The following is a 26,426-nucleotide window of genomic DNA, read 5'->3' on the forward strand; positions in this document are numbered from 1 at the left end:
TTACTGAAGGGTCAATTCATATGGCCGACCGAACCGCACCACCCGCGTCCGCCGATGACTCGTCCCGGCTCCGCTCCTGGTGGGGCTGGGGCGCTGCGGACCAGGCACTGCCCGATGCGGACTGCGTCGCCCTCGGGTCGCTGGTCCCCGCTGCGGCACAAAGCCCGCTGCCCGTGCCCGATGTCTCCGCGCTCGCACTCCCCAAGGTGCGCATCGATCCGCCCCGCGCACTCGCCCCTGTGATGTCGTCCGCGCCCCCGGACCGGGCCTCGCACACGTACGGCAAGGCGTACCGCGACGTGATCCGCGCCCTGAACGGCGACCTCGCGGCAGCGCCCGACCAGGTCGCCCGTCCCCGAAGCGAGCAGGAGGTCATCGACGTCCTTGACTGGGCGGCGAACACGCATGTGGCCGTCGTGCCTTACGGTGCGGGAAGCTCGGTCGTCGGCGGCGTCGAGTACCGCGCGGACCGACATCACGGTGTGGTGTCCCTGGACCTCTCCTCCCTGGACCGGGTGCTGGAGATCGACCGGGTCAGCCGGGCCGCCCGGATCCAGGCCGGCGCCCTCGGCCCCGAGCTGGAGGCTCAACTGCGACCGCACGGACTCACCCTGCGCCACTTCCCGCAGAGCTTTGAGTTCTCCACCCTCGGTGGCTGGCTCGCGACACGGGCCGGCGGCCACTACGCCACGCTCTACACCCACATCGACGACCTCGTGGAGTCCCTGCGCGTGGTGACGCCCGTCGGGGTCAATCAGTCCCTGCGCCTGCCCGGTTCGGGAGCCGGTCCCTCGCCCGACCGGCTGTTCCTGGGCTCCGAGGGCACGCTCGGTGTCATTACCGAGGCCTGGATGCGGCTGCAGGAGCGTCCGCGTCACAAGGCGTCGGCCACGGTGCTGTTCGACGACGTCCACAAAGCCATGGACGCCGTACGAGCCGTTGCACAGTCGGGTCTGCACCCGGCCAACTGCCGGCTGCTCGACCCCGGGGAGGCCGCCCTGGCAGGTGTCGCACGGGACGGCCACAGTGCGCTCATCCTCGGCGTGGAATCGGCCCATGCCCCTGTCGACGGGCGCCTGGCGGAACTCGTCACCCTGGCCCGCGACCACGGTGGCTCGCCCGCGCCCACGGTGCCGGGCGCCACGGACGCCGCAGCGAACACGTGGCGCTCGGCGTTCCTGAGAATGCCGTATCTCCGCGATGCGCTCGCCCGTATGAGTGTGGTCACCGAGACGTTCGAAACGGCCTGCACCTGGGACCGTGCGCCACAGTTGTACGAGTCGGTGCGCGGCCAACTGTCCGACGTCGTCAAAGAGGTGACAGGCCACGAGGGCACGATCAACTGTCGCTTCACCCATGTCTATCCGGACGGGCCCGCGCCCTACTTCACCGTCATCGCACCCGGGCGGCGCGGTGCGGAAGTCGCGATGTGGGACCGGATCAAGTCAGCCGCCATGGAGATCCTTGGCAACCTCGGCGCGACCGTCACCCACCATCACGCGGTCGGCCGCGACCACCGGCCGGGCTACGACCGCCAGCGTCCGGAGCCGTTCGCTCTCGCACTTCGTGCCGCGAAAGGGGCACTCGACCCGGCCGGGATCCTGAACCCGGGTGTACTTCTGGACCCGCTGCCGCCGGTGGGAACCGAACGGCGCTGACAACCTCCGGAGCAGCCGGGCTCACAACGCACGGTGCTGCACGGTGCCGCAGCACGGCGATCGGGGAAGGCCGTGGGCGACCTGCTTGACGAACTGCTCCGGGGTGCGCCGTCGCTCTCCCGCAATCGGGGCAGCGCATGGCTTCAAGGCCGACGTGGCCTCGGAAACAGTGCACTCAGTGTCCCGCAGACAATCGCTCCGAGCAGCAACCATCCCCACGGCGCCCCGCCCGGCCGATGCGAAGCCACCGCGTACGCGAAGAAGCCAACGCCACCGCCCACCAGGAAGAATGCAAAGCCGCGCAGCCCGAACCACCACCTGGGGCGATCTGTATCTGGAGTCACATCGGGCATTATCCACACTCGCCGGCAGGCCCACGAGACATGCCAGGAGCGATCGTCTCTGCGACACAGAGAACCTGTGCGGTCACAGCACTACGACCTGTCCGGGTGATCACGTGACTGCGTACTCCACCATCGTGCGGGCGCATCAGCACGCGGTCGGCGCCCGCACAGGTCTGCCGCCGGCTCCCGGGTCAAAGGGGGGACGACGAACATCAGGCGGAGACGCCGTGGCAGAGACTGCTCGCCCGCCCGGCGGAGGTGATGCGGGAGGCGAGGGCCAGGGGCCGCTCGCGCGGCGGGGATCCGCGTCCCACAAGAAGCGCAGTACCGTCGAGCGGGCGATCAATAAGCTCAAGCAGTCCCGGGCCCTCGCCACCCGCTACGACAACCGTGGCTACGTCTTTCTCGGCACCGCCACCGCTGCAGCCCTGGTCATCTGGCTACGTACACGATGGCCTGGACATGTCCCAGGCGCCCGCCGAACGGCGGCTGAGGATGGGCTCGGCCAGAAGTCTCGCCATCCCGCAGAGGGTCTGGCCGTGCTGGGCGAAAAGTTCGTCACGCGAGTCGAAGTGGCCGAGGTCCGCCAGGACGTAGGCCGAGAGATCGCAGGCGGCGTCGGCGGCCGGGCAGATCGTCGCGCCGTCCCAGTCGATCGCTGTCCTGGACAACGCCTCGAAGAGTGTCTCCGCGCCGGTGTTGGTGAAGCCACCACCGCTGCCTTCGCTCAGCTCGTTGAGACCACCGAAGAGTTCCGAGACTGTCAACCAGGGCGCGGTGAGGTGTTCGGTCAGTGACAGTCCGTCAAGGCGGAACTCCGGCCATGCGAGCACAACTTGGTGCGGGACGATCCGATGGAAGCGAGGGAAGCGTGGATACCAGAACCTCCCGTCCACCAGCAGGCCACGCACCCGCGTGGCCACCCCGGATGCCCGCGCCACGGATTCCAGTACCGCGAGGCGCTGACTGCACGAGCCACGGCGGCGCCGAAGCACCTCCGAGACGGGCCGCTCGTCCTGAACCGAGTACACCGGCTGCACAACTGCGGCAATCCATCGGTGAGCCCGGCGCAGGGCCGCTATGCGGTGGGCGGGACTTGCGGGACTTGAAGTGTCCCCCGAGTCCTCCGGGATGCCGATCCGTCGGACCAATGAGGAAACGTTCGGATGCTGCCAGTCGAGAATCTGCGTCGGGACCGTGCTCCCCGCAACTGTTCCCCTGTCGGCCATGCGCATGCGGAGACGGCCTCGCCGCGTGAGAAGCGAGCTCGTCATGACCGTGATCCTCTCGTCCAGCACACTCGCCAGGCGGCAAGACGTATCGTGACAGGAAATTTGAACGCGTTCAACTTGGGTGCACTTCTTTGCCGGCCTGACTCGGAAGGACCGACGGACAGGTCCTAGGCGTTCTGGTGGAGCACGCCCGCCCGTGCGCGCAACTTCTGCACCGCCAGGACCGCTTCGTCGAACAGCGACAGCGCGCAGTCGGACAGGTCCACAAGCTCGAAGTCCGGGGTCCGGCTGCGTGTTCCCCTGCCAGGTCCCGCACCCGTCGAGCCACCTGATCGCCCGGGCGGCCGGGACGGGTGCTGCCGAGGATGATGCCGACGCCGCCCTGGAATCACGCAGGCGGACCTTGTCCAGCAAGGGAGCCATGTCCTGGGTGCCGACCACGGAGAGGAGCCGGAGCGCTTCGTGGGAGGGGCTGCCGCGTTCGGCGGTGAAGCAGACGAGAAGTTGGTCGCGCATGGGCACGGCAAGCGTGTGGCAGTTGAGCTGCAGCGTGCCGACCACGGGGTGCTCCACGGTTTTGCGGTGGTGGGCGCCGCTTTCCACGTAATGGTCGTCCCACAGTGCGGCGAACTCGGCGCTCTGCTTGTGGAGCGTGTCGACCATGGTGCGGATCTGCGGGTCGGCAGGGTAGCGGCCCGCGGCGGCCCGTAGGTGACCGACCGCCAGCCGGCTGAATTCCTCGGCGCCGGTCATTCCGTAGCGCCGCCTCACTGATCGAGTGGATGGGGCCTGGATGGAGCGACCTGGCGGGCGCGGTCCTTCGGTTTGTCGATGAACAGCTCGGCCATGGAGGCTTCGGGGAGGTAGCGGCGGTCGAAGGCCCACCATGCGGTGGGGAGTTCGCCCAGCTCCGTGGCATCGAGCCGGTCCAGGGCAGGGGGTGGAGAAGATCTTTCAGGACCACACTTCCAGCTCCCCATCGACGACCGGGCCGCCGTGCGGTGCTTCAGGCGGGGCGGCCGGTACGCCTCGAACACCGGTGCTCGCTGCTGCGCACCGACGCTTCGTGCGCAGCGCCTCATGGTGTCCGGGTGTCACGCCTCGGCCCGCTGGGTGATGGCTGCCTCGGTGCGGTCTCCCAGGAACTCGTACCACCGGCGTTCCAGGCAGACGTAGCGCACGTCCGCTTCTACGAGGCTGAGGAACCCCGACACGGTCTCGGTGAGACGTTGCTGCAGCCCCGGGTCGGCCAGCGTTCCGTTCTCGGCGAAGGCCTGGTAGCTGTCTGCCAGGCTGAACATGTCCGGGTAGACGCGGGTGCCCAGGTGTTCCAGGGGAATCCTCAGGGCCCACAGCCCGCGGTTTCCGCCGATCAGGGATGGCGAGGCGGAGAGGAGCATCGCGTGCTTGGTCTTGAACGGCTGCGGCCGGACACGGGAGACCCAGTCGATCGCGTTCTTCAGCACTCCCGGCACGGAGGCGTTGTACTCCGGCGAGGAGATGACGACGGCGTCGCTCCACTCGAGCCGGTCGCGCAGGGCGAGCGCGCCGGGCGGCAGCCCTTCGGCGACTTCTACGTCGCCGTCGTACAAGGGCATGTCGAAATCGCGCATGGTCGCGAGGTCGACGGTGGCCCCGGTGTCGGAGATGAGCCGGGCCACGAGGGAGGCGAGGCGGGCGTTGGCCGAATCGGCCCGCAGTGCCGCGCCGAAGGCCAGGACCCGCAAGGGGCCGGGGGACGTGTCCGTGGTCATGGCTCTGTCCTTCCGTCGTAGTCACGCGCGTCCAGCGGGGCGCCCCTCCGTCCAGTGTGGTTCCGAGAGGGCCGCTGTGCGACCGACAGCCCCGGTGCCGGTCAGGCGGGTGGTCCGATACCCGTTCCAGAGCGTCGGAGTACCAGCCGCCGTGGCGCATCCGTGCTGGTCAATGCCGGTGTTCAGTGCACCGACGCATACGCCAACAGCAGGGCACAACGGCGGCGCGCCGAGATCCGCTCGGGCTACCTGATCGGCCTCTCTCCGGGGCACGGCGCCGACCCGGCACTGCGTTTTTCAGCAGGGGACAGGTGACCGTGTGCATCGCCATCCCGCAAACCGCTCCCGTCCCTGATCACTCCCCTCGGCACCGCACACTGCCGAGGAACGTCGTATGCACCTGCTGACTTCGACCACGCCGCATTGGAGCTCGACCGCCCGTTGAGCCGCGACATGCTGGACGCGGTCCGACCGGTCCCGGCACCCGGGCCGGTGCCAGGGGTGGACCGGGTCGACCACGTGGAAACGAATCCGATCCGGGCTCTGGAATCGTTCGTCCTCAGCCGGTTTCCCGCTGAGGAGACGAAGTCGGCCGAGGAAGAGAGCACGGCGGGTGAACTGGGCTACATACCGGCGGCGTTGGCCGCCTTCCATCGCCCGGCTCGCCTCCGACCGGCAATCCGCCGATTCCACGACCCTGTGCTGAAGCAGCCCCAGCATCCTTCCGGACCGCTCGGCGACCGGCTGGTCTTCGCCGTGTGGAGTGGGGCCGGGATGGACTGGTCCATCCCGTGGCCACTGGAGGAACCGGGCGAAGGCGATCCCCACGCATGGACCCACTGCATGCCGACCGCGCGCCTGGACACGTTGTGGACCATGCTGCGTCCCGTACCCCTGGGTCCCTTCCTACCGACCTACGCGGCCGAGCGGTTCTTCGTGGCCCCGGGACTGCTTACGCAGGTCAGCAGCGGCGAGAAGGAGGCGGTTGTGAGCTTCGGCGCCCTCCACCGTGGGACCCTGACGCCGTTGCTCGAGCACGGGTTCCGCTGGTCCCGCTTCGACGGGTGAGACATGAGGCCCGGGGCGAGGGCACACATGGCCCCAGTCGACAGATCAAGGCGAGGGGTCAGCGATCGGAGGTGAGAATCGGCTTGATGTCCAGGATCGGGGTTCCGTCGAGGGCCTCGAGGTTGCGGACGTGGATGCGTGGGCCTGCAACGGACAGGATATGGACGGTGTGCAGGCCGATCGGGTTGGGGCGGTCGGGTGAGCGGGTGGCGAAGACGCCGGTGACCGGGCGGGCGGTATCGCCGCGCGGGCGGACGGCGAGCGTGTCGCGGTCGGCTCGGTCCAGCCAGGTGAGCAGCAGTACGTCGGTGCCCGGCGCGAGGCCGTCCACGGCGGGGAGGTACTCGTCGCCCAGGACGAGCCAGGCGTCGGGTGCTCCCTCGTCGGCTTGGCGCGGTGCGGCCGCGCGGTCCTTGAGCGACGACTCGACGTGGCCGATCGGACGCAATGGGTATGCGGTCAAGGGCCCCTCTTCCTTCTCTGTGCGGGACGGCGAGTTGTGCCGGTGGTGCGCCTACCCGCCCGCGGGTGGGCTCGTAACCTGCGTGCTCGCGCTCAGTGTGTATGAATTCCCCATGCGGGAGTGTGCTGTCGGGACCTCATCCGTGCGGACGGACGACTTTGTCACAAGATCGGCGAACGTGATCCCCTCCCGATAGGCTGCCGCGGGCAGGGATCAGTCGTTGCCCGCATGCGAGCGGAAGGCACAGCTGTATGGGCGTTGCACTGTTCACGCTCGGCGGCACGATATCGATGGCAGGCCACACCCGGGGCGCCGACAGCGGACCGGTGGTCACCCGGTTGAACGGAGCCGACCTCGCCGCGGCCGTGCCCGGGCTCGACCAGCTCGGAACGCCCCTGGACATCCACGACATTGAAGCAGTCCCCAGTGCGAATCTGACCTTCGCGCACGTCCTGACCCTGGTCGAATCGGCGTCACAGGCGGTGCAGGCCGGGGCCTGCGGGGTGGTGGTCACCCAGGGGACCGACACTCTGGAAGAGACCGCGTTCCTCATCGACCTGGTCTGGCCGCACGCCGAGCCGTTCGTCTTGACCGGAGCCATGCGCAACCCGACACTCGCGGGACCCGACGGACCCGCGAACCTGCTCGCCGCCGCCCGTACCGCCGCCTCTCCCGCGAGCCACGGCTTGGGAGCACTGGTCGTCTTCAACGACGAGATCCACGCGGCCCGCTGGGTGCGCAAGACCCACAGCACAAGCACCGCCACCTTCGCCTCGCCCAACACCGGCCCGATCGGTCACGTCATCGAAGGCCATGCCCGAGTACTCATGGCTCCCGCACGTCGCTCGGCTCCCTACCCGCGGCCTGAAGCGCTGGAGAAGACTCGAGTCGCGCTCCATACCGTCACCCTCGACGAGCACGCGGACATCCTCGCCGCCATCGCCGAGGCAAGCCAGGGACTGGTCATCGCAGGCTTCGGCGTCGGCCATGTCCCGAGCAAACTCGCCGATCTTCTGGGGACTCTCGCCGAACGCATGCCCGTCGTGCTCACCTCCCGCACCGGCAGCGGATCCGTCCTGCGGCACACCTATGGCGCCATCGGGTCAGAGACCGACCTGCAACGCCGAGGCCTCATCAACGGCGGCTTCCTCGACCCTTACAAGGCCCGGATCCTCCTTCGGCTCATGCTGGCCGGCGGTGCCGATCGCGAGGCCATCACCGCAGCCTTCGCTGAGCACGGCTGACCGCAGGATCGCGACCTCGAGACCGTGCAGGGGGACCGCTGCAGGACGTCGATGGGGCCGGGGAGCGAGCTGGGAGTCTGCCGGTATCAGCAGCATCGGGTGCGGGGGTTGGCCGGCCCTGCCCGCAGCCAAGCGCTCGATCCGGGACATCTACGACGCTCTATGACGCTCTGCGACCCCAAGGCCAAGGACCACGCCCGTGAGCCCGTCGCCGCGTTCGCCCCGGCAGCGTGACGCGCAGTAGGGCGCCGGCACCCGGGCTGCCGGATCGGTCGTGGTGTTCGAGCCGGTCGAGTCCCACCCAGGAACCCGATATCCAGCTCGAACTCCGAGGCCCTGCACGCATCTTGATTTGGTCCTGGACGACCGATCGGCCGTCGATGCACCACACCGGTGGACCAACCCGTGTCGGGTATCCGTGCTTTCACGGATGCCCCCGCCGATCGGGCGGGCCAGTGTGGAGGAGGTCACGACCTGAATGACGGCCATCAGTTGCGGACGTTGCTGAGGTCGAGGCCGTACGAGGCGGGCCCGTCGCCTCTGTGACCGGTGTTCTCCTGCCCGTGAGCGGACAGGCCACGACCGGAATTCCATACTGGCCACGACATGCAACGCTGAAAGGCATCCATGCGTTCCCGATCACTCCTTCGTTTCCGGCCTGCCCTGCCCGCCGGCCGGGCGCTGTGCGCGGCGCTGTTATCCATCGCGGCAGCGCTGGGCATCGGACTTGCGGCCCCGGCCCCGAGCGGCGCCGCCACGGCCGACGACGTGGTCAGCAGCCACTGGATCGGCCTGGGCTACAACCAGAACCCCCAGCCCCCGAACGGCACGACCTGGAACACCGCCGACTGGAACCAGATGGTGTCCCGCACCGACTACATGAAACCGGGCCTGGTCCGGGTCATGTTCAACCTGCCCTGGTTCTGGAGCGGCACCGACGCGGGCGGCAGCTACGACTTCACCACCGCCGCCTATCAGAGCGCCGAGAAGGTGATCAAGCACTACGTCGATGAGGGCGTACCGGTCGTCAGCGGGCTCTTCGGCATCGGCGACCTGACCTACACCGCCACGAACACGGCCACCGTCCAGGCGACACTGGTCAAACACCTGCAGGCCGACGGCGCCGCGCCCACGTACTGGGTCGGTGTCAACGAGCCCAACGTCGCCACCGGCCCGAAGTCGTACTCGTACGCCGACTGGAACATCGCGACGACCAACCTCGCGTCGGCGTTCGCCACCGCCGGGGTGGACACCGCCCGGACGGCCATCTCCGGCGCCGACACCGCCGAGGCGGGCATCAGCTCGTACGGCGGCGACCTGGGCCACCAGACCGCACCCAGATGCAACTCCGGATGCAATTCAGGCCTGGTCTGGAAGCTGGCCTCGCTCAACACGTTCACCGCGCAGATCTACGCGGCCGGCGCCACCGACACCGCGGTCACCTTCCAGACCTCGTCGGACGGCACGACCTGGAAGAACCTGGCAGTCACGGCGCCGACGCCGGTCGCCATGGTCACGGGCAAGAACGGAGGCGGCATGTGGAGTTACACCTACACCGCCTCCGGCATCACCGGCGCCAAGTACCTCCGCCTGTCGGTGGCCTCCTCGACCATTGAGCACACGGTCGGATCGATGCACCTCGCCAACAACAGCACGTCCATCGACGACCCGCTCGACGATCTGACGCAGACACAGACCGGCCTGAACACCGGCACCTGGAACGACAACGGCTCCTGGTGGCTGCGCTCCGCGCAGAGCGGCCTGCTGGGAGCCGGCGAGGCACACTTCTACAGCCAGGAGCTCTACGGCGCAGCCCCGGAGTACGTCGAGCCCGTGATGAGCCGGGCGGTGTCCCAGATCCGGACGGCAGCACCGGGCAGGCCAGTACTACTCGGGGAGACGGGCATGAAGGCCGCCCAGTACCCCGACGGTAGTAAGGACTATCGCTTCGCCCTCGACACGACCCAGCCGCTGCGCATGGCGGACCTGGCGGTGCAGGAGGCCCGCAGCGGCGTCGACGGTGCGGCAGCCTGGTGCCTCGACGGCTATGCCTCGACCACCTTCTGTGGGATGTGGGGGAGGGGCACCGACGACCCCGGCACGGTGTCGGCCCACTCGACGGCGCTGCGTCCGTGGTTCTACACCTGGAGCCTGCTGACCCGGTACCTGCCCACCGGCTCCATCATCCACGCACCGGCCGAGCCGACGGGCGTGCGCGTGCTGGCCGCACGGCTGCCCAGCGGCGGCTGGACGTTCGTCCTGGTCAACCGCACCTCCGTCGCGCAGACGGTGAGGCTGAGCGAGCCGACCGGGTCGATCACCCTCAACAAGTACGTCTACACGGACGGTGTCACCCCGACCACCGACGCCAACGGCTTCCCCACGAAGGTCGGCACGCTGACGGCGAACTTCACCGGCGGACACGCGCTGACGGTGGGCGCCGACTCCGTCCAGGTGTTCACCACCGCGTCGTGAGCAAGCGACCGACGACGCGGGGCTGATCGTCTGAGGGTGTCGGCAACGGCTGACGCGGCTCACTCGTTGCCGACACCCGGGTTCTCGCACACTGGTGCTGCGGTCAGTGACAGTGGCATGGCGCACTGTGAGGAGTTCGGCCCTCTCGGACCGGCCCCGTCAGAGGCCTGGAGAGGGCCGGAGGAGGGTCAGGGGCGTGATGCCACCCATAGGAGCCAGATCACATCCTACCGGGGATCGTAGAGTCACCCCGCCATGAGCAGGCCGTAAAGGCGCCAAAATGGGCAATCGGGGCATTGCTCCTTAGTCGGGTAGTACGTCACATTCTTGCGTCCCCTTCTGCCCGCCGCTAACCATGTCTCTCGTTGCCGCAAGCCGCGGGACGGACCGGACGGACACCGCCGGGCCGGCCAGCACTTGCCCGGCAGCACGGGGCCCTCGCCCCGACGCCCTACAGGCCGCGACCGATACCGGCCGGCGCCTCTAAGACGTCCTACAGGAGAGTCCCTTCTCATGACCGCGATCACCGCCCCCCGCCGCCTTGCCCGCCTGCGCACTCTCGCCCTGACCGGCCTCGCCACCACCGGTGCCGCGGCCGCCGCTCTCACGCTGATGCCGGCCTCCGCGCAGGCCGCCGAAGCGCCGCAGGCCGCGCACAGCGTCACGGCTCCCTCCGGCGACAGCAAGAACGACCCCAAGGGCAGCACCGGCACCGCGGGGAACCTCGACGGCTGGATCAAGCAGTCGCTGGCCGTCATGAAGGAGAAGGGCATCCCCGGCAGCTACGACGGCCTGCGCCGCAACATCATGCGTGAGTCCGGCGGCAACCCCAACGCCCAGAACAACTGGGACGTCAACGCGCAGAACGGCACTCCGTCCAAGGGCCTCCTGCAGGTGATCGAACCCACCTTCAACGCCTACCACGTCGCCGGCACGGCCCAGAGCGTCACCGACCCGGTGGCGAACATCACCGCCGCCGCCAACTACGCCGCTCAGCGCTACGGTTCCATCGACAACGTCAACTCCGCGTACTGACCTGGCCCACGCACAGTGCGGCGCGGTCGGCGCCGTGCGAGGTCCGGACGGCGGCGCAAGAGTGCCGCTGTCACCGGATGATCAGCCGGGCACGTTCCATTCGTCCAGGCGGATCTTCACCTGCCGGTTGTGATCCACGTGCCAGATCACCTCACCGGCGACGGCAGCGCCCATGGCGGGCAGCTCCATGGCGTGAGGCATGGCGGTGATCTCGGCAAGGCCGACTGCATTCGGCACGCCGTCGAGCAGGAGGAAGACGCCGAACGGCTGCCGGCCGATGACGCGACCGCTGACGCGAGATCCAAGAGGCAGTGCGGAGACCGTTGCCGGCCAACTCCGGTCTATGACATCCGAGGCCGGCACCAGGGAGCGGTCCGGCCAACTGAACTCGGGCACAGGCCAATCATGGTCGCAACGAAGGAAGTTGTCGACCGGGGCAAGCCGCCGACCGGCCGCCTCCGAGGCGGACGACGACGCGGTCCGCACGGCGCAGCCGATCATGTCAATGGTGGAGATGGGCTGGTGCGGGCCGCATCAAGTGGGTCCATGGTGTCGCGGGGTTGTGAAGCGCCTCTGCTCCGCGCAGTCAACGCCGAGTGTGCGACCGACATCGCGTGGGTGTGACAACCACCGTCACACCGCCTTCGGCGTCAACGCGCGCCGTGACCCGGACCGTGGCGGCCTTCCCTGCCGACACCCCGGAGGGCCAGGCAGTCGCCCGGCCGATGACCTCGACCCGCCAGCCCACCGGAGCTGGGGGCAGGGACAGTTCGGTCGTGCTGCCGCGCCGTGGTTCGTAGCTGAGCCGGTAGGTGCGTGTGACCGGGCTGTAGCTGTCGACGTGGACCTCGCCCGCAACAGCCCGGGCGTACGGACGCACGGTTCGCTCCTTGTTGGTGCGCAGCCGGCCGTTCACGTCCACAGCGCAGTACCCACCGCCGTAGCACCACTCCCAGCCCGCCCAGCCGCCGCTGTAGCGGTCCATGGATGCCAGGGCGTCGTCGTAGAAGCGGCTCATGTGGGGCAGGTCGCCGTTCAGCGGCCCCCACTCACCGATGACGACCGGGATGCCGTGCCTGCGGGGATAGCCGACCACAGCGGCCTCGTACGCCTCCAGCCAGCCGCTGTCCGGGTCGTAGTCCCCACCCGCCTCCATGGCCGCGTTGTACAGGTGAGGGGCGTACACCACCTTGGGGTCGTCGATCCGGCCCAGACCTGTCGGCATGCCCTCGCCGACGATGGGCGTCGGCTCCACGAACAACCAGCCGTTCGTGTCGACCTGCCGGACGGCGTCGGCAATGCGGTTGTACATCGGAGTGAGCTGTCGGGACTCTATTCGCCTCGCGGCGGTCGGCAGGTCCTCGCCCGCGTTCATGCGGCCCATCGGCTCGTTGATCAGGTCGTAGCCGAGAACGGCAGGGTGCCCGCCGAACCGTTCGGCGAGCAACCGCCACATACGGGCCTGCGCCCTCCTCAGATCGGCGTCCTGGTAGAGGTGCTGGAACGCGGCCTGCACTGCTGGCTCGAAGTATTCGGAGAACCAGTCGTCCGGGTGAGGTGTGAACGGCAGCCCGTCCGTGCGCGTCGCCCACTCGGGGATTCCGCGATGTCCGAAACGAGGGCCGAACACGTCTTGGTGAGCATCGATCACCACATGGATCCGGTACCGGTGGGCCCAGTCCAGAACCTGCTCGATCTTGCGCAGGTACCGTCGGTTGTAGCGGCCGGGTTCCGGCTCGAGGTCGTCCCAGAACACCAGCAGCCGGGCGAAGTCGAAGCCCTGTGCCGACATGTCACGGAAATGCCGCTCGGTGATCGCGGACAGGGCGTCGGCGCCGCGGTGTGCCTTGTCCCCGACGTTCCAGCCCCGCAGGGTGAGCACTCTGCCCCGGTCATCGGTCAGCCGGGTCCCGGGCGTCGGCTCGAGGGAACTGGCGTGCGCGGGGCTGGGGAGCAGCACGGCCGCAAGCAGTGCAAGGGCAGCCCCGGCGGCGACCGCGTACCTGCGCATCAACACCTCCGGCTCATGGCGCGATGTCGCGCCGAGTACGGACGTACTCAACTCCGGAGCGAGCGAACCGGGTTGGCCGGTGGTCGGCAAAGGCAGAAACCGGACGATGTGCGGCACGGGCGGCGTCGGTCGGTTTCCGGCGTGGGCGTAGACGGTCGCGGTTCGGCTCTGCGGCGCCGCTGCGGCCTACGCGGGTCGCGAAGACATCGGCCCAGGGCTGCGGCATCGCCGAGGACGGCCGGTGCAAGGGGGAGGGGCACATGACACCGCGCCCCGGATTCGTGCTCCGGGGCGCGTGCGGGTGTCGGCCCGGTGGCTACTTGGTGAGGGCGGCCAACTTGGGGTCGTTGGCGTAGGCCTCGGCCGCGTTCTCCTTGGTCACGATGACCGGCGGGAGGAGGTAGGCCGGGACGACCTTGGTGCCGTTGTTGTACGACTTGGTGTCGTTGATCTTCGGCTTGTCGCCCTTCTGCAGGGACTTGACCATGCCGACGGTCTCGGCGACGAGCTTGCGGGTGTCCTTGTTGATGGTCGAGTACTGCTCACCGGCCATGATCGACTTGACCGACTCGACCTCGGAGTCCTGACCGGTGACGACCGGGACCGGCTTGCCGGCGCCCTTCACCGAGGTGATGATCGCGCGGGCGAGGGTGTCGTTCGGCGACAGAACGCCGTCGAGCTTCTTGCCGCCGTTGTAGGTCGAGGTCAGCAGCGAGTCCATGCGCTGCTGCGCGTTCTCGGCCTTCCAGCCCTGGATCGCGGTCTGCTTGATGTCCTTCTGTCCCGAGCCGACAACGATGTCACCCTTGTCGATATAGGGCTTGAGCACGCTCATCGCGCCGTCGAAGAAGACCTTGGAGTTGTTGTCGTCCGGCGACCCGGAGAACATCTCGATCGTCCACGGCCCCTTCGGCTTCTTCGCCTTCATGCCGTCGACGAGGGCCTGTCCCTGCAGCTCACCGACCTTGAAGTTGTCGAACGCGACGTAGTAGTCGACGTCGGGCGTGTTGGTGATGAGCCGGTCGTAGGCGACGACGGTCGCTCCGGCCTGCTTGGCCTGTGCCACCTGAGTGGCGAGCTGCGAGGCGTCGGTCGCCCCGATGACGATCACCTTCGCGCCCTTGGTGACCATGGAGGAGATCTGCGACTGCTGATCGGCGACGGTGGTCGAGGCGCCCGCGTACTGCACGTCGGCCTTGAAGCCTGCCTTCTTGAGGCCATCGGTGAACAGGTCACCGGCGAGTACCCAGTTCTCCGACGTCTTGGCCGGAAGCGCGACACCGATGAGGGAGTCCTGAGCGAAGCCCTTGGCGTCCTTGCCGCCGGTGCCGGCGGAGCCCTCACGCTCGTTGGAGCATGCCGTGCCCAGGGCGAGCAGTGCGACGGCGCCGGCCGCGGCGATGCCTCTGGTGATGATTCTGCGCATGGTGAGATGAGCCCTTCTTGCAGTGGTGCGGAAGTCGAGCGCCGTGGTGTCCGGCGCCTTCGGTTGCGGTCTGACGGTCAGCCTGCGACCGGAGCCTTGTCGGGGTCGGAGCTCGGAGCCGGGGGTTCGACCGCGGTGGCCGGTTCCTCCTTCCGGAACGGACGCATGAGCGATCCGATGATCGAGAAACGTCCCTGACGCTTGCTGTAGACGTCGAACGCGACGGCGAGGAGGAGGACCAGGCCCTTGATGATCTGGACCATGTCGGAGCCGACGCCCTCCAGTTGCAGGCCGTTGTTGAGCAGGGCCATGACCAGACCACCAACGATCGAGCCGCTGATCGTACCGAGGCCGCCGGAGACTGCCGCGCCGCCGATGAAGACGGCCGCGATGGCGTCGAGTTCCCAGCTCAGACCGTCCTGCGGGCCGGAAGCCGCGGACCGCGCCACGAAGATCATGCCGGCCAGGGCGGCCAGGACGGACATGTTCATCATGACGAGGAAGTTGACCCGCTTGAGCTTCACGCCCGACAGCTCGGCCGCACGGGCGTTGCCGCCCACGGCGTAGATGTGCCGTCCGCCGATGGTGTTGCGGGTGTAGTACGAGTACGCGAGCACCAGGACGATCAGGATGATGCCGGAGATCGGCAGGCTGGTGCCGATGCGGCCGCCGGCGAAGCGCAGCGTGGCGAAGACGATGACACCCAGCATCACGACCAGGCGGACCACGGTGATCCACAGCGGCGCGACGTCCGCTTTCATCTCACGTCGGGTCTGACGCGCCTTCCACTCGCGCCACACCATGCCGGCGCAGGCGGCCAGACCGAGCAGCAGCGTCAGGTTGTTGTATCCGGTGTCCGGTCCCACCTCGGGCAGGAAGCCGGCACCGATCTTGCGGAACCCTGCGGGAACCGGCACCGTGTCGGCATTGCCGATGTACTGGTTGCCGCCGCGGAACAGCATCATCCCGGCCAGGGTCACGATGAACGCCGGCACCCCCACGTAGGCGACCCAGAACCCCTGCCACGCGCCGATGAGCGCGCCCACGAGCAGGCCGAGCAGGATGCCCACCGGCCACGGGAGCGAGTGCTCCTGCATCGCCTTGGCGACGACGATGCCGGTGAATGCCGCGACGGAGCCGACCGAGAGGTCGATGTGCCCGGCGACGATCACCATCAGCATGCCGATGGCCAGGATCAGGATGTAGGAGTACTGGCTGACGACCGCGATGAGGTTGCCGGAGGTCAGGGTCAGGCCTCCGGTCCAGATCTGGAACAGCAGGACGATCGCCACGAGAGTGAAGATCATCCCGAACTGGCGGGCGTTGGAGGTCGTGCCTCCGAAGAGGTTCTTCTGCAGCTCTTTTATTCGGCTCATGAGGTTGGGCTTTTCTTCGTAGCGGTCATCTGCTTCATCAGCAGTTCCGGGTCGGCATCACGGCGGTCCACCTCGCCGGTGATGGTGCCTTCGAACACCGTGTAGATGCGGTCGCACAGACCGATGAGCTCCGGCAGCTCCGAGGAGATGACGATGACGCCCTTTCCCTGGCCGACGAGCCGCTGGATGATCCCGTAGATCTCGAACTTGGCCCCGACGTCGATGCCGCGTGTCGGCTCGTCGAGTATGAGAAGGTCCGGATCGGTGAACATCCACTTCGCCAGGACGACCTTCTGCTGATTGCCGCCGGAGAGCTTCACGACACCCTCGTCGACGCTGGGGGTCTTGATCCTCAGACTCCCGCGGTACTCCTCGGCGATGCCGTGTTCGCGTACCGGATCGATGACCCCGCGCCTGGCGATCTTCGACAGTTTGGCGGACACCATCGAGGTCTTGATGTCGTCCAGCAGATTGAGACCGATCGACTTGCGGTCCTCACTGACATAGGCGAGGCCGTGCCGGATGGCGGCCGCCACCGACTTCAGCTGGATCTCCTTGCCGTCCTTGAAGACCCGGCCGGACAGGTAAGTACCGTATGAACGGCCGAACAGGCTCATCGCGAGTTCGGTACGGCCCGCACCCATCAGGCCGGCGAAGCCGACGATCTCGCCGCGCCGGACATTGAAGGACGAACCCTTGCACACGAGCCGGTCTTCCGAACTCGGGTGCCGCACGGTCCAGTCGCGGACCTCGAAGAACACCTCGCCAACGCCGGGCACGTGGTCGGGGAACCGGCTGCTGAGCTCGCGGCCGACCATGCCGCGCACGATGCGGTTCTCGTCGACGCCGTCGGCCTTGATGTCGAGGCTCTCGATGGTGCGGCCGTCGCGCAGGATCGTGATGGTGTCGGCGACCGCCTCGATCTCGTTCAGCTTGTGCGAGATGATGATCGAGGTGATGCCCCGCTCCCGGAAGCCGCGCAGCAGATCGAGCAGATGCTGGGAGTCGGTCTCGTTGAGAGCCGCGGTCGGCTCGTCGAGGATGAGCAGTTGCACGTCCTTCGCGAACGCCTTGGCGATTTCGACGAGTTGCTGCTTGCCGACGCCGATGTCCTTGATCAGCGTGTCGGGGTCCTCCCGCAGCCCGACACGTTCCATCAGCTCCAGCGCCCGGCGCTGGGCGGCCTTCCAGTCGATCGCACCGCGTCTGCGTGGCTCGTTGCCGAGGAAGATGTTCTCGGTGATCGACATGCCGGGCACCAGCGCCAGCTCCTGGTGGATGATCGCAATGCCGGCCTGCTCACTGGCCCGGATGTCCTGGAAGCGGACCTCGGCGCCCCGGTAGAGGATGTCGCCGGAGTAGCTCCCGTACGGGTGCACGCCGCTCAGCACCTTCATCAACGTGGACTTGCCGGCGCCGTTCTCCCCGCAGAGCGCATGGATCTCGCCCTCCCGCACGACCAGGTTGACGTCGGCGAGCGCCTTCACGCCGGGGAACGTCTTGGTGATCCCCCGCATCTCCAGCAAGGGCGGTGCCTGGGTCATGAGCAGGACTCCGCGGTGCGGAGCCTGCCACGGCCTTGACTCATCAATGAACTCCTTCGTTCGGCTCGCCGGTAGCGTCGGGGGTGCTCCGGGGCAGAGCAGCGCCGCTTGACAACGTTGTCACCACCCCTGGGACAACGTTGTCAGATTTCCCGCATGGAGGCTTTCAGGCCGAGGAGCCGGTGTCAATACATGGCCTGCAGCCTGGCCCGAGTCGAGATGTGAGGGCAGCGTCCTGCTGCCTGGGCGGCCAGGCCGTGCGCCCCGGATCAGCCGAGTCGCCCGTGGCACCGGGGGCACGTGAGCGGACCGATGCCCTGAACGGCACTGCATGGGCTTGCCTCATGACAGAGCCGCCCCTCACCGAGGCCGAGATCGTCGAGGCCGAACGGGAACCGGGTGGGTCCTTTCCCGAGGAGTACCGGGCCTACCTGCGCGTAGTGAGTGCGGGCGGGGCGCTCTCCCGGCTCGAGCGGACCGGCCGAGGCTGGAGGTGGGCCGGGAACGATGAGCAACTGCGTGTGCTGCTGGCCGTTCCCTTTCCGCTCCCCGACTCCTGTACCGAGGCCGCTATACCGAGGCCGACGACGAGCTGATGGCGCGCGAGCCACAGACCGAGGCGTTCGAGGACGACGCCGCGAACCGGGCAGCTTGGCGTGCCTGGGCCGACGAGGCCGACACGTTCGAGGACCTGAAGATGGCGGGTGCCGTCGTCGTGCGGGAGCACGGCTGCGGCTCCCCCGCCCTGCTGGTGCTGACCGGCCCGCTGGCCGGCACGGTGTGGGGGGATGGGCGGGCCGCCTGTGGCCGGATCGTTCCGCTCTCCTTGGACCACGTCGGTGGCGCCCGGGCCGTCCGGTTCGGAGAGTGGCTGGCACACGGTTCGTGGGCCTTGTTGCCGCGGGGCTGGGGGCCGCCTCTTCCAGCGGTCCCTGTCCTCCGCCGCTAGAGGTTTCCTTTCGGACCGGCCGCCAGATGCGGATGGCCGCGACGTGGAGTACCGCCAGGTCCCCCGCGCCGCGCCCACTCCCCACAGGCGGGACAGCGACACTCCTCCCAGGGCCGGACAGGACTGTCGGCGGCCTTGGTCCGCTGCAGGAATGCGGTCAGCGGCCACCACCGCGCGTCGTGCGCTGTGTGGCCGCCTGCCCTCTCGTCGGCTACGCCGACCGCAGGTCGATGACCGTGCGCAGTTTCCCGCTGGTGGCTGTGCGCTCGAACGTCTCCGTGGGCACCGTCTGCACGGTGAAGGCCAGGAGGCCTTCCGCCAGCGCCGAGGCCAGTTCGGGTACCTCGGCCACCAGAGCTTCCCTCGCCGCCTCGGGGTCGCCCGCGTACTGCTCGTCGAGCCGGACGGTCAGCCGTTCCCGGTCGGGACCGGACTCGGCAAGGAGTTGTAGCTCGCCGGGGTAGCCGAGGCGCTCCTGGGCCGCTCGCAGGACGCGCCGGTAATTGACGAAGTACGTTCCGACGCGTACGACGTCGCCGTGGCGTCCGAGCAGTTCGAGCCGGGGCACGTGGCTGCCACAGCCGCAGGGACCGTCCACGGCGCGTCCCAGGTCGCCGATCTCATAGCGGTCCAGTTGCTGTCCCGCGCGTGCGCGGGAGGTGAACACCAGGCGCCCAGGCTCGCCCGGCGGAACCGGCCGGTCGGTGTCCGGATCGAGGATCTCCAGCGTGTGCAGGTCGGTCAGCACATGGTGGACCGAGCCGTCGCAGGAGGCGCACTGGTAGCCCAGTGGGCCCAGGTCGGTGCTGCCGTAAGCGGCGGACCGGATCACCTCGACGCCGAACTCCTGCGTCAGCACACGGCGTTGCTCGGTGGTGAAGTGCTCACCGCCGTAGAACACGGTCCGGATGCCGCCGTAGCTGCGCAGCCGGTCGGCCTCGGCGTGGAACAGCTGCCACAGATAGGACGGCATGCCGAAGAGGGTGTCGGCACGGTGGGCGACCAGCGCCTCGGCTACCGCGGCGTGATCCGGCCCCGCCGCGATGGGGAGCTGGGTGGCGTTCAGCCGCTCCAGGATGGAGAAGAAGCTGATGAAGCTGCCGTACATCCCGCCGCAGTAGAACAGGTTGGCCGCCCGGTCGCGGGCCGGGTCGAAGCCCGCTGCGAGCAGCCCGTCGGCTGCGGCGCGCATCTGATTGTCGTAGTCGTCACAGGTGAACACGGACAGCGCCGGCGCCCCCGTGGAACCGCCGCTGCGGAAGTACAGGTGGGCGTGACGCGGCTCCAGCGAGTCGAGCGCGCGCTGCACTTCCTCCTTGCCGAGCAGCGGGCCGTTGGGCGCCGCGGGCAGAACCGGGGGTTCCACCAGGTCGTCCAGGCATGCCACGGTGCCGAAATCAGTGCCCGTCGCGCGCAGGCCCACCCGGCGGCTGTAGCGCTGCAGGGCGTAGACACCGTCGTGGGGCTCGCCGTCGTAGCCCTCCAGCATGGAACCGACCGGTGTGACCCGGGTGACGCCGGCGGCGAACATCGCACGCGACAGTGCGGCCACGTCCGTCCGGTCGCCGCCGATCGCGGCGGTCTGCAAATAGCGGCGCATGGGTCGCAGCACGGTGGTGATCCGGTGCCGGGCCAGGGGTTTTACCCAGACACTGCGGTGCAGGGGAGAAGCGTCGAGCGTGGGGCGGGCGTCCGCCAGCACGCGCCAGGTTCCGTCCTCTGCGGCGAACACACGTGTGAGGCCGAGGTGTTGTTCGAGCTGGGCGAGCCGCTGCACCGTGGTGATCTCCGCTTGCTCGGCCGGGCCGGGGGCCGGTGCGGGCAGGGAACCGGAGACCTTCGCGAGCCGCTCGGCGAAATGGCCCGCGAAGGCGAAGGCCTCGTCGGTGTCTTCGGTGTCGAGATACACCACTTGCGGGCTGGAGCAGGCCTGTTGTTCGAAGCGGCAGACGTCCGCTGCCAGCGAGTCGAGCAGAGCGTCGTCGTGTGCTGCGTCCCGGGTCAGATAGGCGAAGGAGATCCGGTGCCCCCATTCGACGACTCGGCAGCCCGGGGGCGCAAGTTCGCGCACCGCGCTCACGGCGTCCTCGCCGCCCCAGACCGCGATCGCGTCGGCCTGGTCGCACAGGGTCGTGAGCCACTCCCGGCGTGACGACGGGAAGCGCAGTGCGATGACGCGCTCGGAGATCAGCCCGGTCGGGTCGGCGGCGCCGAGGGCGGCGAGCAGGTCGAGGGCGAGCGCCGTGTCGGAGGTGCTCGTCTTGAGGATGTTGAGGTTTCCGGCCAGCAGGCCCTCGACGACGCTCAGCGGGGCCACGGAGGCGGCGTTGCCGGGGGCGATGTGTATCAATAGGCCGACGGGGGCCCAGGCTTCGTAGACCGTCTCGCGGGCGTCCGGCCGGGTCAGCCGTTCCGGGCGCAGGCCGCCCAGTTCCCGGCGCAGTTTGCGTTCCAGCGCCTGCCGGGTGAGGGCGGTCGCCAGCTCGGCGAGGGTGGCCGTGACCTCGTCGGCGGGCAGTTGCCCGGCCAGTCGGCCGTAGAGGGCGGAGCCCGGGTCGCCCAGATCTTCTCCGACTGCGGCGCAGGCACCGAGCACGACCTCCGTGGGCAGCGGGCGCGCCAGGATGCGCCCGGACGACTCGGACAGCCCGGCCAACCGCCGGGCGGCCTCGGCGTCGTCGACGAACTCGCCCTGCCAGAGGTGGAGTGCGGAGGTGGTGGTCACGACATTCCCTTCATCAGTTCGGCGGCGGCGACCGCGCAACTGCGGTTGCGGCTCACCCCGGCGCGGCCGTGCACGGTGAACCAGTCGGTGGACAGCGGGCAGGGGCATTCCTCGCCCGGATGCAGCGAGGCGAGGTCGCCCATCACGACGCTGTGCGCCGGAACCGAGGTGATGTACGGGCTGACCAGGTGCAGGAAGCCGCGTTCCCCGTACGGCAGGGGGCGCAGCGTGCCCGGGTCACGGACCGCCGCGCGGGACCACACGGGTACGTGCAGTCGGTGGTGTGCGCACTCGACGTACGGCACGCAGTGCTCGACGGAGCCGAAGGTGTCGCGGATGCGCGCGCCCGGGATGCCGAGTCGTTCGGTGACTTCGGCGTAGAAGTCCTCCTTGCCGATCTGGCGGTCGGCGTGGCCCTTCCAGCCGCCGCCGAGGACCACCAGCGATCCCTCGGGCAGTCGCAGCGGCGGCAGCCCCATGGCCCTCATCCGCTCCAAGGTGAAGTAGAGGAAGGCCGGGAAGCCGAGGATGCGTACCGCGACGTCGTCCTCGGCGTAGCGCTGGAGCGCCGCGATGCAGCCGTGCACGTCGAACTCGTGGCCCGATCCGGTGTGCCGCAGCGCGTGCGTGGTGTGCCGTGCGGGGGCGAAGTCGCACAGGTAGTTGTCGGTGAACGACGTGCCCAGCTTCAGCGAGGGTGCGGGTTCGTAGCTGTAGAGCAGGTAGTTGACCGGTTGATCGGGCGTGATCCAGCCGTAGTGATCGAAGATCCGGGCCACCATGCGCTGTGCCGAACGGATCGTCCACCGGTCGAAGAACATCTGGGACTTCTGGCCCGTCGTTCCCGAAGAGGTCAGATGCAGGAACACCTCGTCACGGGGGACGGACAGCACCTCGTGGCGCTTGAAGAAGGCGGCGGGCACCAACGGCGTGCGCACCCCGAGTCCGACGGTGGGCGCGGGCCTCTCCGGCGGCTCCTGGAGGAGGGCGGCGAAGAACGGGGAACGCTCGGCGTGCCAGGCGTTGGACTCGGCCATGGCGGCGGCGAACAGTGCGTCGGCGTGGTGGCCGGCGGAGTACGGCTCGGTCAGGTCGCACAGCCGCTGCACCTGGCCGAGCGCCGCCGGGTCGGGGACCTCGACTGGAGCGAGATGGGGGTTCATCGGGACACCTCGTGAAGGGGCAGATAGGTGGAGGCCCAGGCGCTGAGATAGGCGCTGAGGTAGGGCTGGAGGGGCGGGCTGACCGCCGCCGTCCGGAAGTCGATCTGACGGCTGGTGCGGGAAAGCACCACATAGTCGTGGAGGCGGTCCTGGACGCGGCGCATCGCCGGGTAGACCGCGCTCGGCACGAATCCGGAGGCGAGGAAGATCTCCAGGGCCTCGGTGTCGGCCAGGGGCAGCAGGGTTTCGGCGTAGTCCGCACCCGCCTGGGTGACCGCGGTCATCAGCGCTTCCAGCGCGCCGGTCAGCGCGGACGCCCGCGGATGGACGGCGACCAGGGCGCAGCTGCCCGCCACGGGGTCGAGATCGGCGTACGCCTCGAATCCGCCGTCTGCAGCGATCAGGACCGTATTGGGGGTGTGGAGAGGGAAGAAGCGGTCGTCGGGGTGGGGGAAGTGTTCCAGGAAGCGGCGGCGTACGAACGCCGGGGCGGTGATCACTTCGATCGGCCCGGCACCGGCCGCCGTACACGATGCGCCCCGCAGGGGAACGCGGCCCGTGCCGGTGCAGTCGATGCCGATGCCGGTGGACGCGGCTGCCAGCAGCCCCGCCAGACGTTCGGGTACGTGCTCCACGACGGCGCGTCGCTGCAACACGCCGTCGGCGTACCGGGCGAAGAGCGCGAGACTCTCGCAGCCATCGACCTCGACCGCGTTGGGCAGCAGGCCCAGCGGCCGGAATCCGTTGCGCACGACGACGTGTTGCGGGCCCTCGGTGACGACACGCACGGTGGCGAACACCGAGTCGAGCAGGCCGGCGGCGAACGCCGCGTCGCAGACCGCGCCGGTGAGCCGGGATGCCAGTCCGCCGCCCCGGTGGCCGGGGTGCACGGCGAGTCCGACCAGCTTTCCGATACGGCTGCCCGGGTCGGTCTGCACGACGGCCGACCCGACGATGTCCCCGCGGTGCGTGCGGGCGGTGAGCCAGTGCGCGGTGCCGTCGGTGAGCAGTCGGCGCATCACGGCCGGGTCGCTGCCGAGCGGCACCGGGTAGCCGTGCCCGTACACGTCGAAGTACAACTGCCGTAGTTCTGCGATGTCCTGGACCCCGGCTGGGGCGATGGTCGCGCTCATGGCGCCTCTCCCGTCGGGGCTGGGTGCGCTGCCGCGATGCCGGGGGCTGTTCGCCGTCCGTCGGGTTGCGTCCGCCTGCCGAGCCACCACAGGGCTGCCGCGACGGGGACCAGACCGGCGCCCTGCGCCAGGCAGAGCGTACGAGCCGTCAGATGGTCGCCGAGCGCGCCGAAGACGAGAGAGGAAACGGGGAACGTTGCGCCGAGCAGCGCCTGCATGACGGCGAAGAAGCCCGGCTTGTCGGCGGCGGGGACGAGCCGCTGGAACAGCCCGACGAACCGGACGCCGATCACGCCGACGCACCAGCCGGCGACGGTCATCGAGCCCAGGGCCACCATGTGCGTGGTGACCAGGCCGGGCAGGCCGAGCGCCATGGCCATCAAGGCCAGGCAGGCGCTGCCGACGGTCGTCGGCCGTCCGGGGACACGGGCCCCGGTGAAGGACCCGACGAGCGTGCCCGCGCCGAGCGCTGCCTCCAGTGCGGCGACGGTCGAGCCGGTGGAGTGCAGTACCCCGCGCGTGTAGAGGGGCATGACGACGTAGACGGCGGTGGTGAACAGGTTGGCGGCGGCGAAGCAGACCAGCACCCGGCGAACGAAGGGGAGTCCGGCCAGGACCTGGCTCAGCGTCCGGCGCGCGGGTGCCGTGCCGTGCGCCGTGCCAGGAGCCTGCGCGTTCTCCCGTCCGCTGTCGGCTTCAACGAGCCCGGCGCTCCGCGTGCCGGTCGCCGCCTCACCGCCGGGTGTGCTCCCACGGCCGTCCCCGGCCGTCCCGGCATTCGCGAAGCGGGCCGAGGCCACCAGCACCGCGGCGAGCAGATAGGCAAGGCCGCAGGTGGTCACGACTCCCGCGAGCCCGCCCGCGTCGACCGCGAGCGGTCCCAGCAGACCACCACCGAGCCCGGCCATCGACTGGGTGGACAGTTCGAATCCGGTGGCCGCCTCGATGTCGGCGTCGTCGACCAGTTCGGGCACCGATGTGGTCAGACAGGGGTCGAACAGCGCCTGACAGGAAGCCAGCGCCAGACCCACCGCGTACACCGCGGCCATGGGCAGATCCCCGGCGTAAGCCGTGAGTGCGGCCGCCGTGGCCACGGAGCCCGCCACGGCCGCCGCGCCGGCCAGCACCGTGCGGTGCGGGTGGCGGGCGACGACGCGGGCGACGACGGGAGCGAGCACGACGGCGGGAAGTGTGCTCACCAGGAGGAACAGCCCAGATTCCAGCCCTCGTTGATCACCTCCGGCGGCGAAGCCGACGAGCCACCAGACCGCGCCGACCTGGAACATCCGGCCGGCGGCCTGGGTGAGGAGCTGAGCAGTCCAGACTCTGCCGAAGGACGAGTTGCGCAGCACGAGCGGCAGACGGCGGCCGCGTGGCTCGGTCGCGTTCATGAGCACGGCCGCTCGTCGACGACCCGCACCAGCTTGCCGGAACGGGAGTTGACGGCGAGGTCACGGTGCCGCACCCATTCGACGGTGAGCGCATTGACGTGCCCCGCCGCGGTCGCATCCCCGTAGGCCGGGCGTTGCGCGAGCACGGACGCGACAACGGCAGCGCCCAACGAGCCCCGCCCGTGCTTGTGTTCGCCGGTCGCCAGCCGCAGTACCAGACCGTCCCGGCCGTCTCGGCGCCGTACCACCAGCTGCAGACCGGTCACCTCGCCTTCCGTGTCGGCGGCGCGCACGACGTCGTGGACATCCTCGGTGTAGAGGGAGACGGGACCGACCCGAACTCCTTCCTCCGCACGGCCGAGGATGCGGAAGACTCCCGCGTCCGGGTCCACCCACTCCGCCCGGTCGCCGGCCGGATAACGCAGAACGGGCATCAACCTCCGCCGCAGATCGGTGACGACGAGCCGACCCGGCACCCCCGCCCTTTCGATGGGCAGCTCGGTGTCGTCGTCGACGATCTCGACGATGGTGTACGGGGCGAACGTGCGGTGGACCCGGGGGTCGCCGCCGGGCACGGCTTCGCCGAGCAGGCCCGCGTCCACGCTGGCGTAGCCGAGCGAGCGGGGCACGGCGTTCGGGAACGCGGCCCTCAAGAGCGGAAGCTGATCGCCGAAGAGACATTCTCCGCCGAAGAAGAGCAGTTCCACGTCGGGCAGGGTCAGGTCGGCGGCGGTGAGGCGTTCGGCGAGCGAGCACAGCGTGGTCGGGGTGGCGGCGACCACCTGAACGCGGAACTCCTCCAGGGTGGTCACGACGGATTCCCAGGGTGCTGCGCCGCCCAGGGGCAGGCGCACATTGGCCACGGGGGAGCGGTGCAGTGAGTCGAGGACGAAGCTGAAACTCGCGTAGAGGTCACCCGCGTAGAACAGATCGGCTACCCGGTGGCCCTGCCGAAGGCCGGCATTGACGAGTCCGGCCCCGAATGCGGTGGTGAATTCGCGCCATTCCGTGCGGGTGTAGAAGGAGAACTTGGGGGACCCCGTGGTGCCGCCGCTGCGGAATACGACCGCCTCGTGCAGAGGAGCCGTCAGCAGCCTGTTGTCACGGGGCGAGTTGGCCCGCCAGAAATCCGCCTGGGGCACTATCGGGAGATCCGTGAGGTGCGCCACATTGTCGGGGAGATGCGAGTAAAGGCGCTGGTAGAACGGCGAGTTGTGGCGTGCGAAGCGTATGAGCTCCGCCAATGGTTGAACGGGCATCAATTCCTGCTCGAAGAGTGAATCCCCGGCTGCGAAAAGGCGCGACGGGGGTGCGGCGGACGGGTCCACTCCGACAGTGCGGAGCGGGCATTTCATCAGCCGATGCGACGCCAGCCTATCTCACCATTCGGACAGCGCTGCGCCAACTCGTCATTCAGGGGCGGAGCTTCGGGAGG

General features: G+C 69.0%; 20 protein-coding genes. 7 read left to right on the top strand and 13 right to left on the bottom strand.

Going from position 1 to position 26,426, the window contains the following annotated elements; genetic code table 11:
* Nucleotides 1–20 precede the first annotated feature (20 nt).
* Complete coding sequence (locus Q8A52_RS28720) at nucleotides 21–1,658, top strand: FAD-binding oxidoreductase (protein WP_316756636.1); 1,638 nt, start codon at nucleotides 21–23, stop codon at nucleotides 1,656–1,658.
* 784 nt (nucleotides 1,659–2,442) lie between these two features.
* Here Q8A52_RS28720 and Q8A52_RS28730 read toward each other — a convergent pair.
* Both Q8A52_RS28730 and Q8A52_RS28735 read right to left on the bottom strand, forming a co-directional pair.
* Entirely contained in the window at nucleotides 2,443–4,122 is a 1,680-nt protein-coding gene (locus Q8A52_RS28730) for an MmyB family transcriptional regulator (RefSeq protein ID WP_316756637.1), read from the bottom strand.
* 206 nt (nucleotides 4,123–4,328) lie between these two features.
* Nucleotides 4,329–4,988, bottom strand: coding sequence for an NADPH-dependent FMN reductase (locus tag Q8A52_RS28735; protein WP_316756639.1), 660 nt, complete (start codon nucleotides 4,986–4,988; stop codon nucleotides 4,329–4,331).
* Between the two features lie 501 nt (nucleotides 4,989–5,489).
* Here Q8A52_RS28735 and Q8A52_RS28740 point away from each other — a divergent pair.
* Complete coding sequence (locus tag Q8A52_RS28740) at nucleotides 5,490–6,056, top strand: hypothetical protein (protein WP_316756640.1); 567 nt, start codon at nucleotides 5,490–5,492, stop codon at nucleotides 6,054–6,056.
* 58 nt (nucleotides 6,057–6,114) lie between these two features.
* On the opposite strand, the gene tsaA is transcribed toward Q8A52_RS28740, so the two are convergent.
* Nucleotides 6,115–6,519 (bottom strand): tRNA (N6-threonylcarbamoyladenosine(37)-N6)-methyltransferase TrmO, encoded by a 405-nt coding sequence (gene tsaA / locus Q8A52_RS28745; protein WP_316756642.1) that lies wholly within the window; start codon nucleotides 6,517–6,519, stop codon nucleotides 6,115–6,117.
* 251 nt (nucleotides 6,520–6,770) lie between these two features.
* Here tsaA and Q8A52_RS28750 point away from each other — a divergent pair, with 251 nt between their 5' ends.
* The 3 genes from Q8A52_RS28750 to Q8A52_RS28760 all read left to right on the top strand — a co-directional run bounded on the left by Q8A52_RS28750 (nucleotide 6,771) and on the right by Q8A52_RS28760 (nucleotide 11,273).
* Nucleotides 6,771–7,763: an asparaginase gene (locus Q8A52_RS28750; RefSeq protein WP_316756644.1), complete on the top strand. Its 993-nt coding sequence runs from the start codon at nucleotides 6,771–6,773 to the stop codon at nucleotides 7,761–7,763.
* A gap of 627 nt (nucleotides 7,764–8,390) precedes the next feature.
* A complete protein-coding gene (locus tag Q8A52_RS28755; protein WP_316756646.1) occupies nucleotides 8,391–10,238 on the top strand; it encodes a hypothetical protein in 1,848 nt (615 codons plus the stop codon).
* Between the two features lie 513 nt (nucleotides 10,239–10,751).
* Nucleotides 10,752–11,273 (top strand): transglycosylase SLT domain-containing protein, encoded by a 522-nt coding sequence (locus tag Q8A52_RS28760; RefSeq protein WP_316756648.1) that lies wholly within the window; start codon nucleotides 10,752–10,754, stop codon nucleotides 11,271–11,273.
* Between the two features lie 81 nt (nucleotides 11,274–11,354).
* On the opposite strand, the gene Q8A52_RS28765 is transcribed toward Q8A52_RS28760, so the two are convergent.
* From Q8A52_RS28765 to mmsA, 5 genes are all read right to left on the bottom strand, one after another.
* On the bottom strand, nucleotides 11,355–11,774 hold the full coding sequence (locus Q8A52_RS28765) for a S1 domain-containing protein (protein ID WP_316756650.1): 420 nt from the start codon (nucleotides 11,772–11,774) through the stop codon (nucleotides 11,355–11,357).
* Nucleotides 11,775–11,859: 85 nt separating this feature from the next.
* Nucleotides 11,860–13,284 (bottom strand): cellulase family glycosylhydrolase, encoded by a 1,425-nt coding sequence (locus Q8A52_RS28770; protein WP_316756652.1) that lies wholly within the window; start codon nucleotides 13,282–13,284, stop codon nucleotides 11,860–11,862.
* Nucleotides 13,285–13,600: 316 nt separating this feature from the next.
* On the bottom strand, nucleotides 13,601–14,710 hold the full coding sequence (locus Q8A52_RS28775; RefSeq protein ID WP_316756654.1) for a sugar-binding protein: 1,110 nt from the start codon (nucleotides 14,708–14,710) through the stop codon (nucleotides 13,601–13,603).
* 77 nt (nucleotides 14,711–14,787) lie between these two features.
* Entirely contained in the window at nucleotides 14,788–16,086 is a 1,299-nt protein-coding gene (gene mmsB, locus Q8A52_RS28780) for a multiple monosaccharide ABC transporter permease (protein ID WP_316756655.1), read from the bottom strand.
* Nucleotides 16,083–17,630 (bottom strand): multiple monosaccharide ABC transporter ATP-binding protein, encoded by a 1,548-nt coding sequence (gene mmsA, locus Q8A52_RS28785; protein ID WP_316756656.1) that lies wholly within the window; start codon nucleotides 17,628–17,630, stop codon nucleotides 16,083–16,085. The genes mmsB and mmsA overlap by 4 nt, the downstream gene beginning before the upstream one ends.
* A gap of 344 nt (nucleotides 17,631–17,974) precedes the next feature.
* Between mmsA and Q8A52_RS28790 the strand changes: the two genes are divergently transcribed.
* Nucleotides 17,975–18,226 (top strand): SMI1/KNR4 family protein, encoded by a 252-nt coding sequence (locus Q8A52_RS28790; RefSeq protein ID WP_316756657.1) that lies wholly within the window; start codon nucleotides 17,975–17,977, stop codon nucleotides 18,224–18,226.
* Nucleotides 18,226–18,579: a hypothetical protein gene (locus Q8A52_RS28795; protein WP_316756659.1), complete on the top strand. Its 354-nt coding sequence runs from the start codon at nucleotides 18,226–18,228 to the stop codon at nucleotides 18,577–18,579. Before Q8A52_RS28790 ends, Q8A52_RS28795 begins: the two co-directional genes overlap by 1 nt.
* A 211-nt stretch (nucleotides 18,580–18,790) precedes the next feature.
* Here Q8A52_RS28795 and Q8A52_RS28800 read toward each other — a convergent pair whose 3' ends face one another.
* From Q8A52_RS28800 to Q8A52_RS28820, 5 genes are read right to left on the bottom strand one after another with little or no spacing between them, the layout of a single operon-like run.
* Nucleotides 18,791–21,304, bottom strand: coding sequence for an acyl-CoA reductase (locus tag Q8A52_RS28800; protein WP_316756660.1), 2,514 nt, complete (start codon nucleotides 21,302–21,304; stop codon nucleotides 18,791–18,793).
* A complete protein-coding gene (locus Q8A52_RS28805) occupies nucleotides 21,301–22,467 on the bottom strand; it encodes a LuxE/PaaK family acyltransferase (RefSeq protein WP_316756662.1) in 1,167 nt (388 codons plus the stop codon). Before Q8A52_RS28805 ends, Q8A52_RS28800 begins: the two co-directional genes overlap by 4 nt.
* Nucleotides 22,464–23,600, bottom strand: coding sequence for a GNAT family N-acetyltransferase (locus Q8A52_RS28810; RefSeq protein ID WP_316756664.1), 1,137 nt, complete (start codon nucleotides 23,598–23,600; stop codon nucleotides 22,464–22,466). The genes Q8A52_RS28805 and Q8A52_RS28810 overlap by 4 nt, the downstream gene beginning before the upstream one ends.
* On the bottom strand, nucleotides 23,597–24,991 hold the full coding sequence (locus tag Q8A52_RS28815; RefSeq protein ID WP_316756666.1) for an MFS transporter: 1,395 nt from the start codon (nucleotides 24,989–24,991) through the stop codon (nucleotides 23,597–23,599). Before Q8A52_RS28815 ends, Q8A52_RS28810 begins: the two co-directional genes overlap by 4 nt.
* Nucleotides 24,988–26,250, bottom strand: a complete 1,263-nt coding sequence (locus Q8A52_RS28820) for a phenylacetate--CoA ligase family protein (RefSeq protein ID WP_316756667.1) — start codon at nucleotides 26,248–26,250, stop codon at nucleotides 24,988–24,990. Before Q8A52_RS28820 ends, Q8A52_RS28815 begins: the two co-directional genes overlap by 4 nt.
* Nucleotides 26,251–26,426: the final 176 nt, after the last annotated feature.

The organism is Streptomyces herbicida (assembly GCF_032656585.1).
Classification (GTDB): Bacteria; Actinomycetota; Actinomycetes; order Streptomycetales; family Streptomycetaceae; genus Streptomyces; species Streptomyces herbicida.

Bases quoted from the DNA above. Each gene is read 5' to 3' on its own strand.
- Q8A52_RS28820 (WP_316756667.1), bottom strand. From the start codon at position 26,250: ATGCCCGTTCAACCATTGGCGGAGCTCATACGCTTCGCACGCCACAAC.
- mmsB (WP_316756655.1), bottom strand. From the start codon at position 16,086: ATGAGCCGAATAAAAGAGCTGCAGAAGAACCTCTTCGGAGGCACGACC.
- Q8A52_RS28760 (WP_316756648.1), top strand. From the start codon at position 10,752: ATGACCGCGATCACCGCCCCCCGCCGCCTTGCCCGCCTGCGCACTCTC.
- Q8A52_RS28790 (WP_316756657.1), top strand. From the start codon at position 17,975: ATGACAGAGCCGCCCCTCACCGAGGCCGAGATCGTCGAGGCCGAACGG.
- Q8A52_RS28795 (WP_316756659.1), top strand. From the start codon at position 18,226: ATGGCGCGCGAGCCACAGACCGAGGCGTTCGAGGACGACGCCGCGAAC.
- Q8A52_RS28755 (WP_316756646.1), top strand. From the start codon at position 8,391: ATGCGTTCCCGATCACTCCTTCGTTTCCGGCCTGCCCTGCCCGCCGGC.
- Q8A52_RS28765 (WP_316756650.1), bottom strand. From the start codon at position 11,774: ATGATCGGCTGCGCCGTGCGGACCGCGTCGTCGTCCGCCTCGGAGGCG.
- Q8A52_RS28810 (WP_316756664.1), bottom strand. From the start codon at position 23,600: ATGAGCGCGACCATCGCCCCAGCCGGGGTCCAGGACATCGCAGAACTA.
- Q8A52_RS28805 (WP_316756662.1), bottom strand. From the start codon at position 22,467: ATGAACCCCCATCTCGCTCCAGTCGAGGTCCCCGACCCGGCGGCGCTC.
- Q8A52_RS28730 (WP_316756637.1), bottom strand. From the start codon at position 4,122: ATGGTGGGCCTTCGACCGCCGCTACCTCCCCGAAGCCTCCATGGCCGA.
- Q8A52_RS28775 (WP_316756654.1), bottom strand. From the start codon at position 14,710: ATGCGCAGAATCATCACCAGAGGCATCGCCGCGGCCGGCGCCGTCGCA.
- Q8A52_RS28750 (WP_316756644.1), top strand. From the start codon at position 6,771: ATGGGCGTTGCACTGTTCACGCTCGGCGGCACGATATCGATGGCAGGC.
- Q8A52_RS28720 (WP_316756636.1), top strand. From the start codon at position 21: ATGGCCGACCGAACCGCACCACCCGCGTCCGCCGATGACTCGTCCCGG.
- mmsA (WP_316756656.1), bottom strand. From the start codon at position 17,630: ATGACCCAGGCACCGCCCTTGCTGGAGATGCGGGGGATCACCAAGACG.
- Q8A52_RS28770 (WP_316756652.1), bottom strand. From the start codon at position 13,284: ATGCGCAGGTACGCGGTCGCCGCCGGGGCTGCCCTTGCACTGCTTGCG.
- Q8A52_RS28735 (WP_316756639.1), bottom strand. From the start codon at position 4,988: ATGACCACGGACACGTCCCCCGGCCCCTTGCGGGTCCTGGCCTTCGGC.
- Q8A52_RS28815 (WP_316756666.1), bottom strand. From the start codon at position 24,991: ATGAACGCGACCGAGCCACGCGGCCGCCGTCTGCCGCTCGTGCTGCGC.